This window comes from Pseudomonas sp. XWY-1, assembly GCF_002953115.1.
GTDB lineage: Bacteria > Pseudomonadota > Gammaproteobacteria > Pseudomonadales > Pseudomonadaceae > Aquipseudomonas > Aquipseudomonas alloputida.
Genome location: NZ_CP026332.1, coordinates 3,979,991 through 3,994,480 on the forward strand (window position 1 = coordinate 3,979,991; position 14,490 = coordinate 3,994,480).

Sequence of the window (14,490 nt, forward strand, 5' to 3'; positions counted from 1 at the left end):
CATGAGGCCACGCCATGTTGCGCAACCCCTCCCGCCGTATGTTTGTCAAAGGCCTGGGCGCCGCCAGCACGCTGGCGGGCCTGGGTCTGTGGCGCCCGCTGGCCCAGGCCGCTGAAGGCCGAGATCTGGCCGGCCAGCATTTCGAGCTGTTCATTGGCCAGACTCCGGTCAACATCACAGGCCGACCGCGTACCGCACTGACCGTCAACAACAGCCTGCCCGGCCCACTGCTGCGCTGGCGCGAAGGTGACACTGTGACGTTGCGCGTGCGCAACCGACTGGCGCAGGACACCTCGATCCACTGGCACGGCATCATCCTGCCGGCCAACATGGACGGCGTGCCTGGCCTGAGCTTCGCTGGCATCGAGCCCGGCGGCGACTACCTGTACCAGTTCACACTGCGCCAGAGCGGCACCTACTGGTACCACAGCCATTCGGGCCTGCAAGAGCAAGCCGGGGTATACGGGGCAATCGTGATCGAGCCACGCGAGCCCGAAACGCACCGCTACCAGCGTGATCATGTGCTGCTATTGAGCGACTGGTCAGACCAGGCGCCGGAACAACTGATGGCGACGCTGAAGACGCAGTCCGACGCGTACAACTTCCACAAGCGCACGGTTGGCGACTTCATCGATGACGTGGCCGAAAACGGCTGGAGCCCCACCGTCGCCGAACGCACGGCCTGGGCGCGCATGCGCATGAGCCCAACCGACCTCGCCGATGTCAGCGCCGCCACCTACACTTACCTGCTCAACGGCCAACCACCACAAGGCAACTTCACCTGCCTGTTCCAGCCAGGCGAAACCGTGCGCCTGCGGCTGATCAATGCCTCAGCCATGACTTACTTCGACTTCCGCATCCCCGGGCTGAAGCTGACGGTGATCGCCGCCGACGGCTTGCCGGTGACCCCTGTGAGCGTGGATGAACTGCGCATTGCCGTAGCAGAGACCTACGACGTGCTGGTGACCGTGGGTGACCAACCCGCCTACACCCTGTACGCCCAGAGCATGGACCGCACCGGCTTCGCCCGCGGCACCCTGGCCCGTGCGGCCGGGCTGCAGGCACCGGTGCCTGCCCCCGACCCGCGCCCGGTGCTGAGCATGGAGGACATGGGCCACGGCGGTATGGATGCCATGCCGGGCATGAACCACGGCAGCATGGCCGGCATGGGCCACGCCGCGATGTCGGCCATGCAGCAACACCCGGTCAGTGAAACCGACAACCCGCTGGTGGACATGCAGACCATGGCACCGCGCCCCAACCTGGCCGATCCTGGCATAGGCCTGCGTGACAATGGTCGCCGCGTGCTGACCTACGCCGACCTGCGCAGCCCCTACCCCGACCCGGATGGCCGCCCGCCATCGCGTGACATTGAGCTGCACCTGACCGGCCATATGGAGCGCTTCGCCTGGTCGTTCGACGGCATCAAGTTCAGCGACGCCGAACCGCTGCGGCTGACCTACGGTGAGCGCGTGCGCATCACCCTGGTCAACGACACCATGATGACCCACCCCATCCACCTGCATGGCATGTGGAGCGACCTGGAAGACGAGCATGGCCAGTTCCTGGTGCGCAAGCACACCGTCGATATCCCGCCCGGCAGCCGACGCTCCTACCGGGTGACTGCCGACGCGCTGGGCCGCTGGGCCTACCACTGCCACTTGCTCTACCACATGGAGACCGGCATGCTCCGCGAGGTACGCGTCGATGAATGACACCCGCAACCGCAGCATCGTGACAGGCGTGGCGCTGCTGACCTTGCTGGCCAGTGAACGGGCGATGGCCGCGGGTTCCGAACACACGAACCACGGCCAGATGAGCCATCAGGCCATGCCCATGGACCATGAAAGCATGGGCCATGACCAGCCTTCCCTCAGCCAGCCTCGCACGCCCCTGCCTGTCATCACCGACGCCGACCGCCGCGCCGCCTTCCCGCCATTGCCAGGGCACCAGGCGCATGACCGGGCGCTGAACTGGGCAGTGATCGTGGACAAGCTCGAATACCAGAACTTCGAGAGCAGCAGTGCCCTGAACTGGAACGCCACCGCTTGGGTCGGTGGCGATATCGACCGCTTGTGGCTGCGCACCGAAGGCGAACGCGAACAGGGCAAGACCCACAAGGCCGAGCTACAGGCGCTGTGGGGCCATGCCGTGAGCCCGTGGTGGGAACTGGTGGCCGGTGCACGCCAGGACTTCAAGCCTGCCAGTGGCCAAACCTGGGCCGCCTTCGGCATCCAGGGCACACCGTTGTACGGCCTGGAGCTGCAAGCCACCGCCTATGCAGGCGAGCGGCAACAGACGGCGCTGCGCCTGGAAGCCGCTTACGCTATGCTGCTGACCAACCGCTGGATACTGGAGCCGACCCTGGAGGCCAACCTCTACGGGCGCAACGACGCCGGGCGCGAACAAGGTGCGGGGCTGGCCGACAGCGAGGTGGGCCTGCGCCTGCGCTACGAAATCACGCGCGGCTTCGCCCCCTACGTCGGGCTCAGTTTCAACCGCCTGCACGGCTCGCGTGCCAACCAGGCCCGAGAAGACGGCGAAGATCTGGGCCAGACCCGCCTGGTCGCCGGTATCCGCCTGCGTTTTTAAAGGAGTGCTTCACCATGCTGCGCAAACACCTGCTGACCCTGAGCCTGCTGGCCGTCACCGGCCTCGCCCAGGCCGCCGAGACCATCGACGTCTACCGCGACCCCAACTGCGGCTGCTGCAAGGCCTGGATCAGCCACCTGCGTGACAATGGTTTTACCGTCAACGACCACGTCGAGCCAAACATGAGCGCCGTCAAGCAACGCCTCGGCGTGGCGCCACGCCTTGCGTCGTGCCACACCGGGGTGATCGGCGGCAAGTTCGTCGAAGGCCACGTGCCGGCCGAGCAGGTGCGCCTGCTGGCCAAGCGCAACGACCTCAAGGGCCTGGCGGTGCCGGGCATGCCCATGGGCTCGCCCGGCATGGAGATGGGTGACCACAAGGATGCCTACCAGGTCATCGGGGTGACCCAGGATGGCCAGGACACCGTGGTCGCCAACTACTGATGCTCAGCCTGGGGGCGCTGTTTCTCAGCGCCTTTGGTGCCGCCACCCTGCTACCGCTGCAATCAGAGGCCGTGCTGGTCGGTCTGTTGCTGCGCCAGCCCGAGGCATGGGCGACCCTGCTGCTGGTAGCTACCCTGGGCAACGTGCTCGGCTCGGTGGTCAACTGGCTGCTGGGCCGGGCCATCGAGCACCTGCGCGAGAAACGCTGGTTCCCTTTCAGCGCAGCCCAACTGGCGCGTGCGCAGCAGCGCTACCAACGCTGGGGGCAATGGTCGCTGCTGCTCAGCTGGATGCCGGTGATCGGCGACCCGCTTACGCTGATCGCCGGGATAATGCGTGAGCCATTCTGGCGCTTCCTGTTGCTGGTGACCCTGGCCAAGGCTGGCCGCTATGCGGTGCTTGCGATGATTACCCTGGGCTGGTTTCACGCCTGGTAACACCTTTCAGGTTTCGCGTGGTCCACTGCCTGTTACAGTCGCCCCATTCAACCTGGCCCTACACGGAGTGCCCCCATGCTGCGCGCAACCGCCCTTGCCCTGGCCTGCCTTGCCAGCAGTTCGGCCATCGCTGCCGAGTCGCCTACCTACGGCCCCCAGCTCGAAGGCTTCAGCTACCCGCACCCCCTAAAGCATTTCGACTTCAAGTCCCAGGGCCAGGCCCTGCAGATGGGCTACATGGACGTGCCCGCCCAGGGCCAGGCCAACGGCCACAACGTGGTGCTGATGCACGGCAAGAACTTCTGCGCCGCCACCTGGGAAACCACCATCGACGCCCTGAGCAAGGCCGGTTACCGGGTCATCGCGCCCGACCAGGTCGGCTTCTGTACGTCGAGCAAACCGGCGCATTACCAGTACAGCTTTCAACAACTGGCCGACAACACCCATGCCCTGCTCGAACAGCTGGGTGTGAAGCAGACCATTGTGCTAGGCCACTCCACCGGCGGCATGCTCGCCACCCGCTATGCGCTGATGTACCCCCAGCAGGTGGAACGCCTGGCAATGGTCAACCCGATCGGTCTGGAAGACTGGAAAGCCCTGGGGGTGCCCTACCGCACCGTGGACCAGTGGTATGCCCGCGAACTCAAACTGGATGCCGAAGGCGTACGTGCATATGAACGCAAAACCTATTACGCCGGGCGCTGGAAGCCTGAGTACGAACGCTGGGTGCAGATGCTGGTGGGCTTGAACAAAGGGCCGGGGCATGAAGCGGTGGCGTGGAACTCGGCGCTGATCTACGACATGATCTTCACCCAGCCGGTGTACCACGAATTCAAGCACCTGCAGATGCCGACCCTGCTGCTGATCGGCGACAAGGACACCACGGCCATCGGCAGCGATATCGCGCCGCCGGAGGTAAAGGCCAGGTTGGGCAACTATGCAGAGCTGGGGCCGCAGGTGGCCAGGCTGATACCCAAAGGTGAGCTGATCACATTCGAAGGCATGGGGCACGCGCCGCAAATCGAGGAACCGGTGCGGTTCAATCGCACCCTGGTCGAATGGCTGGGCAAGTGAGCCAATGATTGGCCCCTGTGGCAGCGTACGCTTTTGTACTTTGCACAAGACCGCTGCTGCCACAGGGTGCCATTACACTTTCCAGACCTGCTCTTCTGTCCAGCCCAGCTCGGCAAAGTCGCCCGCCCGCAACTCGGCCTCTTCCTCGCAGAAAAACTCATCCAGCTGTGGTGGCCTGACCGCTGTATCACTGAGCATCGCGTGCACCTGCCCACGGTGATGCACCTGATGTTCGAACAGATGCGCCAGCAAACGCAGCCGCTGCTCGCGCTGCACCCGATCAGGCCGCACGACGCTCACATAGCGGCCCAGGTCGCCATCACTCAGCCCACGGCAGTAGGCGATCAAACGGTGATCAGCCTGGGCCTGCTCGGCATGCAGGTCGGTGCAGGTGGCAAACGGCTGTTCCGGGTCGAAAAAGCGTTCGCCGTCGGCATCGGGCTGCTCGCCGCGCTGCTCGCACTCGAGCATATGCAGGTAGAACCAATCCACCGTGAGCAAATGGTTGAGGGTGGCCTTGATCGACGGGAAGAAGCTGCAACGCGGGGCGACGAACTCGTCCTGGGTCAGTTGCAGGCAGGCCTTGTACAGGCGGTGATTGGCCCAGCCATTGTTATAGGCCTGGGTCAGCAGATAATGCGATAACGGCTGCATGGTCGGCTCCTTTTCAGGCGAAGCGTTGCAGTTGCATCTCCCGTAGCCGGCTCAGGGTGCGCTGGTACGGGAACGCCAGATACCCTTGAGTGTAGAGGGCATCGAGCGGCACCTGTGCCTCCAGGTACAACGCCACCCGGCGGTCATAGCATTCGTCGACCAGGGCAATGAAGCGGCGAACCGCATCGTCCTTGGGCGACAGCGCAGGCAGTTCACGGTCGCCCGCCACTACCCTCGCCGCGCCATCTTCGGTGCCACGGGCAATACGCCCCGCCCGCTGCTCCCCGCCCAGCGCCGGAATGCCGGATACCAGAATCGAGGGAAAACGGTCGCACAAGGCCATGAACTCCATGGCCGCCAAAGGTTGATCGCACAGATCGGTGAAACGACACCAGATAGCCTGCTCACTGCGCCGCACGACGTGAATGTGCCTTGAGCCAATACCCAAGGGCTGATCAGTGCCGGCATCTTCCGGGCTGAGCTGGCGAAACACCTCGCCCAACTGGCTGGCCTGCCCCGCCTCGGCTACCCAATAGCGCTGCCGCGCTTCACCAGGGTGCAGACGGTGATCCTGCTCGCCCGCTACCGGCAGGACCTGCATGTGACGACCGATGGCGGCGATGGCAGGCAGGAACCGCTCGCGGTTGAAACCATCGCGGTAGAGCTGCTCGGGTGGCTGGTTGGAGGTGGCGACGATCACCACACCCTGATCGAACAATACCTGGAACAAGCGGCCGAGGATGATCGCATCACCGATGTCGCTGACGAACAATTCATCGAAGCACAGCACGCGGATCTGCCGCGCCAGCTCCCCCGCCAGGGCGAGCAGCGGGTCGGCGGTGCCGTTGAGCTGAAACAGGCGTTGATGCACCCAGGCCATGAAGTGATGAAAGTGCTGGCGCCGGCTCGGTATGCGCAGACACTGGTGGAACTGGTCCATCAGCCAGGTCTTGCCGCGCCCGACCGGGCCCCAGAGGTAGAGGCCCTGGGTGGGGCGACCCTGCTCGAGGGACTGGAAGCAGGCTTGCAAGGCCTCGACGACGCGGGCCTGGGCGGGGTCAGCGACGTAGCCCCGAGTGCTCAGGGCTTGCTGGTAGAGGGTTTGGGGGTCGAGGGCCATGCCGCATTCTACCCGACTGTCACCCTCGGTGCAGGCGCGCGTCAGTCGGCCAGGCCGACCTTGAGTAGCGCACCGTCCTTGTCATCGGTCAGTACATACAGGTAACCATCCGGCCCCACCCGCACATCACGGATACGCGCCTTCAGGTCACCGAGCAACCGTTCTTCGTGCACCACCTTGTCGCCCTCCAGTTGCAAGCGGATCAATTCCTGAGTGGCCAGCGCCCCCATGAACAGATTGTGGTCCCAGGCCTTGAACGTTGGGCTGTCGTAGAACGCCATACCGCTGATACCCGGTGACTTTTCCCAGACATGGTGCGGGTCGACCATGCCGTCCACATGCTCGCCCTTGGCCTCGGGGATTGGCAGCAGCGAGTAGTTGATGCCGTGGGTCGCAATCGGCCAACCATAGTTCTTGCCAGGCTTTGGGATGTTGATTTCATCACCACCGCGCGGGCCGTGTTCGTGGGTCCACAGTTGACCGGTCCAGGGGTTGAGCGCGGCGCCTTGCTGATTACGGTGGCCGTACGACCAGATCTCCGGACGCACGTTGTCCTTGCCGACGAAGGGGTTGTCTTTGGGCACTTCGCCGTCCGGCAGAATACGCACGACCTTGCCTTGCAACTTGTCCAGGTCCTGGGCAGTGGGACGTTGGTTGTTCTCGCCCAGGGCGATGAACAGGTAGCCGTCGCGGTCGAACACCAGCCGCGAGCCGAAGTGGTTACCCACCGACAGCTTGGGCTGCTGGCGGAAGATCACGGTGAAATTTTCCAGCCGGGCGCGGTCTTCGGACAGCTGCCCGCGGCCGACTGCAGTACCGGCCTTGCCGTCACTGCCCTCCTCGGCGTAGGACAGGTAGACGGTGCGGTCCTTGCCGAACTCCGGTGACAGCGCCACATCCAGCAAGCCGCCCTGGCCTTCGGCCCAGACCTTGGGTACACCGCTGATCGACGGGCCAACCTTGCCTTCGGCATTGACCAGCCGCAGGTTGCCGGCGCGCTCGGTCACCAGCATGTCCTTGCCACCGGGCAGGAAGGCCAGGGCCCAGGGGTTGCGCAGGCCATCGGCAAGCGTGTCGACGATCAAGGTACCTTCTTCGCTGGGGAACCGCTGTTCGGCCGCCGCATGCGCCCACAGTGGCAGTAGCGCGGCGGCGGTCAGGGTGGCTAGCCAGGGTGCTCGAAGCATGCCGGATTCCTTTCAAGTGGGCTTAAGGCGCACGTGGGTTGTCGCGCGGTGGCCGGGTGGGTTCCAGGTTCGGGGTTTGCTGCTGACGACGCAGGTTGTCGCCGTTACCGATGCCGCGGTTGTCCAGGGTGGGTGGGCGCTGGTACGGGTCGGTGGACGGGCCACGTACCGGTGGCGCAGCCGGCATGCTGCCTTGACGGCTGTTGGGGTTGGCCCGCTGGATCGGGCTGTTGTAAGGGTTGTTGTTGCCGGCAGCACGTTGCACGGGCTGCTGCGCAGCCGCGTGCGCGGGCAGGCACAAGGCCAGGCCGAGGGCCAGGATAGGCAATGTCGGGGTCATGCTTCACCTCCTGTACGAAAATGCCGCGCCTGGTGGGTTTGATAGCCTAAGGCGCGAGGGGTTCGCGGCAAAAGTGTGAATGCGGGTGGAGATGATTCCTGATGTTTCAGTATGGGCCGCGGAGGGCTGCTTTGCAGCCATTCGCGGGCGCGCCCGCTCCCACGGTCACCCACAGATTTCTGGCCCTGTGAGACACGTGTGGGAGCGGGCTTGCCCGCGAATGGCCACAAAAATCTACTGGCCGTTGTCCACCTTGTGCCGCGCCGCATACAGGCACAGCATCTCCATGGCCAGGGTTGCCCCGGCCAAGGCGGTGATATCGGCATGGTCATAGGCTGGCGCCACTTCCACCAAGTCCATGCCTACCAGGTTGATGCCACGCAGCCCACCCAGAATCTCCAGCGCCTGCACCGTGCTCAGCCCGCCACACACCGGCGTTCCGGTACCGGGCGCGTAGGCCGGGTCGAGGCAGTCGATGTCGAAGGTCAGGTACACCGGCCGCTCGCCCACCCGCTGGCGAATCGCTGCAATCACCGCCTCTGTGCCCTGGCGGTGCACTTGCCTGGCGTCGAGAATGGCAAAGCCCTGGCTGTCGTCATTGGTCGTGCGCAGGCCAATCTGCACCGAGTGGGCGGGGTCAACCAGGCCTTCGCGGGCGGCATGCCAGAACATGGTGCCGTGGTCGATGCGCTTGCCCGCCTCGTCCGGCCAGGTGTCACTGTGCGCATCGAAATGGATCAGCGCCAGCGGGCCATGGCGGCGGGCGTGAGCCTTGAGCAGCGGGTAGCTGATGAAGTGGTCGCCACCGAGGGTGAGCATGGCGCAACCCGCCTGCAGAATGTGCTCGGCATGGGCCTCGATGCTGTCCGGTACCGACTGCGGCGTGCCGCTGTCGAAGGGGCAGTCGCCATAGTCGATCACCGCCAGGTGGTCGAACGGGTCGAACGCCCACGGCCAATGGCGGGCCCAGGCCTGCTGGACCGAGGCCGCACGGATCGCCCGCGGGCCGAAGCGCGCGCCGGGGCGGTTACTGGTGGCCGTGTCGAACGGCACACCGCTGACCACCACATCCACACCGCGCAAGTCGCGGCTGTAGCGGCGGCGGGAGAAACTGACAACACCGGCGTAGGTGCTTTCTGCGGCGGTACCATACAGGCTATCGCGGGTCATGGCCTGGTCATTGCTTGCGGCTTGGTCCACGGTCGGGCTCCTTGATTGTCATGGGCTACTGCCGGCTGCGGAAGGCGGTCCACAGACGGTTGCGTTGGCGCAGGTCGGCCAAGGCCATGCTGCGGTCGGCATACAGGCGCTGACGCACCTCGGCCGACGGATAGATATCCGGGTCGTTGCGCACCGCTTCGTCCACCAGCGGCGTGGCAGCCTGATTGGCATTGGCGAAGAACAGCGTGTTGGTCAGCGCTGCCACCGACTCTGGCTTGAGCATGAAGGCGATGAACGCCCGTGCGGCCTCGGGGTGCGGGGCGTCCTTGGGGATGACCAGGTTGTCCTGCCATACCAGCGTGCCTTCACGGGGGATGCGGTAGATCACCTCGAACGGCTTGCCGGCACGACGGGCCTGGTCGGCGGCCATCGCGGCATCACCGTTGTAGGTCAACGCCAGGCACACGCTGCCATTGGCCAGGTCGTTGATCTGCCGGCCGTTGGCAACGTAGCTGATCGACGGCTGCAACTGGCTGAGCAGGTTCTGCGCGGCAGCCAGGTCATCCTTGTTCTGGCTGTAAGGGTCCTTGCCCAGGTAATTCAGGGCTACGCCGATCACCTCCTGGGGCGAGTCAGGCAAAGCGATGCCGCAACCCTTCAGGCGGGTGGCGTACTCGGGCTTGAACAACAGGTCGAGGCTGTCCAGCGGTACATCGCCAAGGCGCTGGCGTACTGCCTCCACATTTACCCCAAGGCCCAGCGTGCCCCAGGTGTACGGCACAGCATGGCGGTTGCCGGGGTCAACCTCGGCCAGTTTGCCCAGTAGGTCCTTGTCGAGGTTGCCATAACCAGGCATGGCCTGAGCGTCCAGCGGTTGCAGGGCATTGGCCTTGAGCGCCCGGGCCAGCACGGTGGATGACGGCACCACCACGTCGTAGCCGCTACCACCGGTCAACAGCTTGGTTTCCAGCACTTCGGGGGTGTCAAAGGTGTCGTACCGCACCTTGTAGCCCGTTTCCTGTTCGAAGCGCTGCAGGGTTTGCGGGGCGACGTAATCGGCCCAGCTGTAGAGGTTGACGACCTTCTCTTCGGCCTGCAGCGGCAGGGCCAGAACCAGAGACAAAAGGCACAACGATCGACGCATGGCGGACACCTCGGTAAATGGGTGGATGCCGCGAGCATGCCAGCCGGGTTACATTGCACCAATGACAAGTTTGCAAAGCTGACATTCATCAGGAGCAATGTAATGCTCGGACAAGTGCACGATCCCGACCTGCACCTGCTGCGGCTGTTCGTCACTGTAGTCGAGGCAGGTGGCTTCAGCGCCGCTCAAGGCGTGCTGGGCCTGAGCCAGCCCACCATCAGCCAGCGCATGGCGCAACTGGAGGCACGCTTGGGTTACCGCCTGTGCAGCCGCGGCAAGGGTGGTTTTCGCCTGACGGAAAAAGGTGAATTGCTATTGGAGGCGGCGCGTGGGCTGCTGCTGAACATCGAGCAGTTTCGCCAGCAGACCAACGGCGTTGCCGGGCGGCTGCTGGGGACTGTGCGCATAGGCATGGCGGAAAATCAGGACAAGGCGGTGAGCCTGAAACTGGCGGCGGCCATTGCGGCATTTCGTAGGCGAGAGGAATCGGTGCAACTGGAGCTTGTCAGTGCACCGCCGGCGGAGCTGGAACGGCTGTTGCTGGAGCAGCGGCTGGACTATGCCATCAGCTATTTTTCCGGCAACCAGGCGGCCTTTGATTACCAGCCCTTGTTCGCAGAACGACAGCGGCTGTATTGCGGCAGGGGGCATGTGCTGTATGGCAAAACGGATGTTGGGCTTGAGCGGTTGCTGGACATGGACCAGGTGCGCCATCCGTACCGTTTTCTCAAAGGGGGCGAACCGTTCCAGAGCAGACGCAGCACGGCAGTGGCGGAGCAGATCGAAAGCGTGCTGACGTTCATTCTGTCTGGTCGGCATATTGGCTACTTGCCATGCCATTGTGCACAGGCCTGGGAGGCCGAGGGGCTGTTATGGGCGCTGGACCCTGAGCTTGATTTTGGGGTGCCGTTCACCCTGGCCCGGCACCGGGCACAGGGGGTTGGCGAGGCAGCCCATGTATTTGCGCAGGATTTGCTGGCGGCGTTTGCCTGAACCGGCCCCTTCGCGGGTTTACCCGCGAAAGGGCCGGCCCTGCTGGCCAATCTCCACCAGGCGTTCACCGTTGACGCCGCTACCGCATTCGCGGGTAAACCCGCTCCTACGCCGGATCGAGGGTGGACACGCATCGGTGGTTGGGCGCAGGCACCGTCGTGTAGGAGCGGGTTTACCCGCGAAGAGGCCGGCCCTGCTGGCCAATTTCCACCCGCCGTTCACCGTTGCCGCCGCTACCGTATTCGCGGGTAAACCCGCTCCTACGCCTGATCGGTGCTGGACACGCATCGGTGGTTGGGCGCAGGCTCCTACGCCTGATCGGTGGTGGACACGCATCGGTGGCTGGGCACAGGCACCGTCGTGTAGGAGCGGGTTTACCCGCGAAGAGGCCGGCCCTGCTGGCCAATTACCACCCGCCATTCACCGTTGCCGCCGCTACCGTATTCGCGGGTAAACCCGCTCCTACGCCGGATCGGGGGTGGACACGCATCGGTGGCTGGGCACAGGCACCGTCGTGTAGGAGCGGGTTTACCCGCGAAGAGGCCGGCCCTGCTGGCCAATTTCCACCAGGCGTTCACCGTTGACGCCGCTACCGTATTCGCGGGTAAACCCGCTCCTACGCCGGATCGAGGGTGGACACGCATCGGTGGCTGGGCACAGGCACCGTCGTGTAGGAGCGGGTTTACCCGCGAAGGGGCCGGCCCTGCTGGCCAATTTCCACCAGGCGTTCACCGTTGCCTCCGCGAACAGGCCCGTTCAGGCCGCCACAATCAGTAAGCCATGCTCCAGCTCAGCGTATAGGTCCGCCCACGCCCCTGGTAGTCATACAGATACGCCGGCCCGTAGGTCGGCGAATAGAACAACGTCGCACGCTGTCCCCATACCGTGCTGTACTGCTTGTCCAGCAGGTTCTGGATACCGGCACTGAAGGTGCCGAAACCGGTGTCCTGGCTGCCCAGCAGGTCGAAGGTGGTGTAGCCGTCAATCTCGTGATCGGCATCGTCCTTCAGGCTGAAGGCATGGTTGGCCTGCAAGCGTGCACTGCGCCCATCGCCCTTCCAGCCGACAAACGCGGTGGCCTTGGACAACGAGGCATAACGGGCATCGCGCTTGATCCAGCCGCCGTCTTCGGCCTCTTCCTCGGAGCGTGTCATGTGCAATGTGCCGCCAGCTTCCCAGCCGGTCTGGAAGTGCCGGGTCAGTGCACCTTCAAAGCCGAAGTCGCGGCTTTTCTGCTCTTCCACGTCGATGGTCAGCGTTTGCGAATCGACGTTGATGATCTTGTCCGACCAGATGTAGTACAGCGCTGCCTGCGCATCCCAATCCAGGTCGGCATAGCGCCAGCCCAATTCCACCTGGCGGCTCTTGATGCCGGCCAACGGGTTATCGGCCACGCTCAGGCCCGGCTTGCCGTAGTACTTGGCCGGGTCAGGCAGGTCGAAGCCTTCGCCATAGTTGCTCCACACCTGGTGGCCGTTCTTGAAGTCGTAGATGGCACCGACGTTGAACAGGTTGACCTGATAGTCGTTACTGCCACCTGGCACACCCTTGAAGTCGCTGACATCCACGTCCATCTGCTGCCGCCGGGCACCACCGGACAATGTCAGGTTGTCGGTGGCATGCCAGTCCAGCTGGGCATACACCGACACACCATCCACCCGGTAGCTGGGGTAGCGTGCGGCCTTGCTGTCTTTTTCCAGTTCCAGGCCACCCGACTCGGACGAGGTCTGGGCGTTGAAGGTGGTCTGCTCTGCGTTGAAGCGCTCGCGGTCCAGGTCAACGCCGTAGGTCAGCTTCAGCGTATCCCACTGCTTGGCAAACAGGCCCTTGAGGCTGGTGACTTCGAAGTTCTGCTGCGAGGCGGCAAAGTACACCCCGCGCGAGCCGGTGGGTGTGGCACGGTTGTAGTACGGGAACGGGTAGAAGTTGTCGTCTTCCTTCCGGTACGAAGCCTGCAGGTAGAAGTCCTGGCCCAACACGTCGGTGTGGTGGTAATTGGCGTTGAGCAGCAAGCGCCGCGTACGCGGCTCCAGGTCCGATGAATAACCGCTGCGCAGCTCGGCGTCTTCCAGGTCGGATGGCGCGTTGTAGTTCAGGTTGGGGAAGTAGATACCCGTGCTGCCGTGGTTGCCCGAGTCGTAGTACTGGGCCAACAGGTCGAGGCTCTGCTGGTCGTTCAGTTGCAGGCCCAAGGTACCGAGTACGTCGATGGTGCGATTGTACTGCAGGTCGGTCTGGGTGTTGTCGATGAAGATCTGGTCGCCAGCACCATCGTAGAAGGCTTCGTTCTGCTCACCGGAAATACCCAACCGGGCATTGACCCGCTCGTTACCACCGCTGACGGACTGGGCGAAGCGGGTGGCCAGGTCGTCGCTGTTGTTGAAACCACTGCTGGCCCCCAACTGGGTCTCGAAGCGCGCCGGGCCAGGCTCGCCCTTCTTGGTCACGATGTTGATGATGCCGCCGGTGGCGCCACCGCCGTAGATGGCGCTGGCACCAGACAGTACTTCGACGCGTTCGACGTTGAACGGCGAAATGCTGTCGAACTGGCGCGACAGGCCGCGAGAGCTGTTCTGGCTGACCCCGTCGATCATCACAAGCACGTTGCGCCCACGCATGTTCTGGCCGTAATTGGTGCGCCCTTCCGGCGCCAGGTCAAGGCCCGGCACCAGCTTGCCGATGGCTTCCTTCAGGCTGACGCCGCTGTCGATCTGCTCGCGCAATTGCTGCTGGTCGACCACCCAGACGGTCCCGGGGATTTCGCTGATGGCGGTGCTGGTGCGCGAGGCTACGCTGACTTCGATCGGCTTGAGGTTGACCGCCTGCGGCGCGGCCTCGGCCTTGCGCAGGGTGACGGTGCGAGCCTCGCTGAACTGCCAGCTCATGCCGCTGCCGGCCAGCAACTGCTGCAAGGCCTGCTCGACACTGTAGTTGCCTTGCAACGCCGGGCTGACCTGGCCGACGACATCGCCTGTGGTGTACAGCAGGTGCAGGCCGGCCTGGTCGGCGAAGGTGGTCAGCGCCTGGTCCAGCGGTTGGGCTGGCAGGTCGAGCTGGACCTGGCGAGCTTGCATCTGGGTCTGTTCGGCAGTCGTCGCGGCCCCTGCGTGCAGGGGGCCGAGCAACAGGGCAACGGCACTGCAAGACATCAAGGCATGGTGAAAAGAACCGCGACGGCGGTGCAAGGGCTTGAGCATCAGAGGCACGAATGAGCTTCCTGACAAGTCGTAAATGAGAATGGGTTGCTGATCAGTCTCACTACGACGATCTGGCTTGCAGGAACTTGCAGTGCCAAATGGAAAATATTTTTATTTCTGTCCGGCCTCTTCGCGGGCAAGCCCGCTC

Annotated in this window: 13 protein-coding genes; 6 read left to right on the forward strand and 7 right to left on the reverse strand. The window is 64.1% G+C overall.

Annotated features, from left to right (window positions below; genetic code table 11):
• The first annotated feature begins 17 nt into the window (after positions 1 to 17).
• The 5 genes from PRJ_RS18470 (at position 18) to PRJ_RS18490 (ending at position 4,546) form a co-directional block, all read left to right on the forward strand.
• The gene (locus PRJ_RS18470) at positions 18 to 1,715 is read left to right on the forward strand and encodes a copper resistance system multicopper oxidase (protein ID WP_371920363.1); all 1,698 of its coding nucleotides are present in this window, start codon (positions 18 to 20) and stop codon (positions 1,713 to 1,715) included.
• Positions 1,708 to 2,592 (forward strand): copper resistance protein B, encoded by an 885-nt coding sequence (locus PRJ_RS18475; RefSeq protein ID WP_104962176.1) that lies wholly within the window; start codon positions 1,708 to 1,710, stop codon positions 2,590 to 2,592. Before PRJ_RS18470 ends, PRJ_RS18475 begins: the two co-directional genes overlap by 8 nt.
• Before the next feature lie 14 nt (positions 2,593 to 2,606).
• On the forward strand, positions 2,607 to 3,035 hold the full coding sequence (locus PRJ_RS18480) for a DUF411 domain-containing protein (protein ID WP_010953186.1): 429 nt from the start codon (positions 2,607 to 2,609) through the stop codon (positions 3,033 to 3,035).
• Complete coding sequence (locus PRJ_RS18485) at positions 3,035 to 3,472, forward strand: YqaA family protein (protein WP_104962177.1); 438 nt, start codon at positions 3,035 to 3,037, stop codon at positions 3,470 to 3,472. The genes PRJ_RS18480 and PRJ_RS18485 overlap by 1 nt, the downstream gene beginning before the upstream one ends.
• Before the next feature lie 75 nt (positions 3,473 to 3,547).
• Entirely contained in the window at positions 3,548 to 4,546 is a 999-nt protein-coding gene (locus PRJ_RS18490) for an alpha/beta fold hydrolase (protein WP_010953184.1), read from the forward strand.
• Positions 4,547 to 4,618: 72 nt separating this feature from the next.
• Here PRJ_RS18490 and PRJ_RS18495 read toward each other — a convergent pair whose 3' ends face one another.
• The 6 genes from PRJ_RS18495 to PRJ_RS18520 all read right to left on the reverse strand — a co-directional run bounded on the left by PRJ_RS18495 (position 4,619) and on the right by PRJ_RS18520 (position 10,152).
• Positions 4,619 to 5,200, reverse strand: a complete 582-nt coding sequence (locus PRJ_RS18495; RefSeq protein WP_010953183.1) for a DinB family protein — start codon at positions 5,198 to 5,200, stop codon at positions 4,619 to 4,621.
• Positions 5,201 to 5,213: 13 nt separating this feature from the next.
• Entirely contained in the window at positions 5,214 to 6,320 is a 1,107-nt protein-coding gene (gene zapE, locus PRJ_RS18500; RefSeq protein WP_010953182.1) for a cell division protein ZapE, read from the reverse strand.
• A gap of 41 nt (positions 6,321 to 6,361) precedes the next feature.
• The gene (locus PRJ_RS18505) at positions 6,362 to 7,507 is read right to left on the reverse strand and encodes a PQQ-dependent sugar dehydrogenase (RefSeq protein WP_104962178.1); all 1,146 of its coding nucleotides are present in this window, start codon (positions 7,505 to 7,507) and stop codon (positions 6,362 to 6,364) included.
• 22 nt (positions 7,508 to 7,529) lie between these two features.
• Entirely contained in the window at positions 7,530 to 7,847 is a 318-nt protein-coding gene (locus tag PRJ_RS18510) for a hypothetical protein (protein ID WP_010953180.1), read from the reverse strand.
• Positions 7,848 to 8,081: 234 nt separating this feature from the next.
• Positions 8,082 to 9,047, reverse strand: a complete 966-nt coding sequence (gene speB, locus PRJ_RS18515; protein ID WP_004576768.1) for an agmatinase — start codon at positions 9,045 to 9,047, stop codon at positions 8,082 to 8,084.
• 25 nt (positions 9,048 to 9,072) lie between these two features.
• Entirely contained in the window at positions 9,073 to 10,152 is a 1,080-nt protein-coding gene (locus PRJ_RS18520) for an extracellular solute-binding protein (protein WP_064491662.1), read from the reverse strand.
• A gap of 102 nt (positions 10,153 to 10,254) precedes the next feature.
• Here PRJ_RS18520 and PRJ_RS18525 point away from each other — a divergent pair, with 102 nt between their 5' ends.
• A complete protein-coding gene (locus PRJ_RS18525; RefSeq protein WP_104962179.1) occupies positions 10,255 to 11,145 on the forward strand; it encodes a LysR family transcriptional regulator in 891 nt (296 codons plus the stop codon).
• A 770-nt stretch (positions 11,146 to 11,915) separates the two neighbouring features.
• On the opposite strand, the gene PRJ_RS18540 is transcribed toward PRJ_RS18525, so the two are convergent.
• Complete coding sequence (locus tag PRJ_RS18540) at positions 11,916 to 14,342, reverse strand: TonB-dependent receptor (protein ID WP_104962182.1); 2,427 nt, start codon at positions 14,340 to 14,342, stop codon at positions 11,916 to 11,918.
• Positions 14,343 to 14,490: the final 148 nt, after the last annotated feature.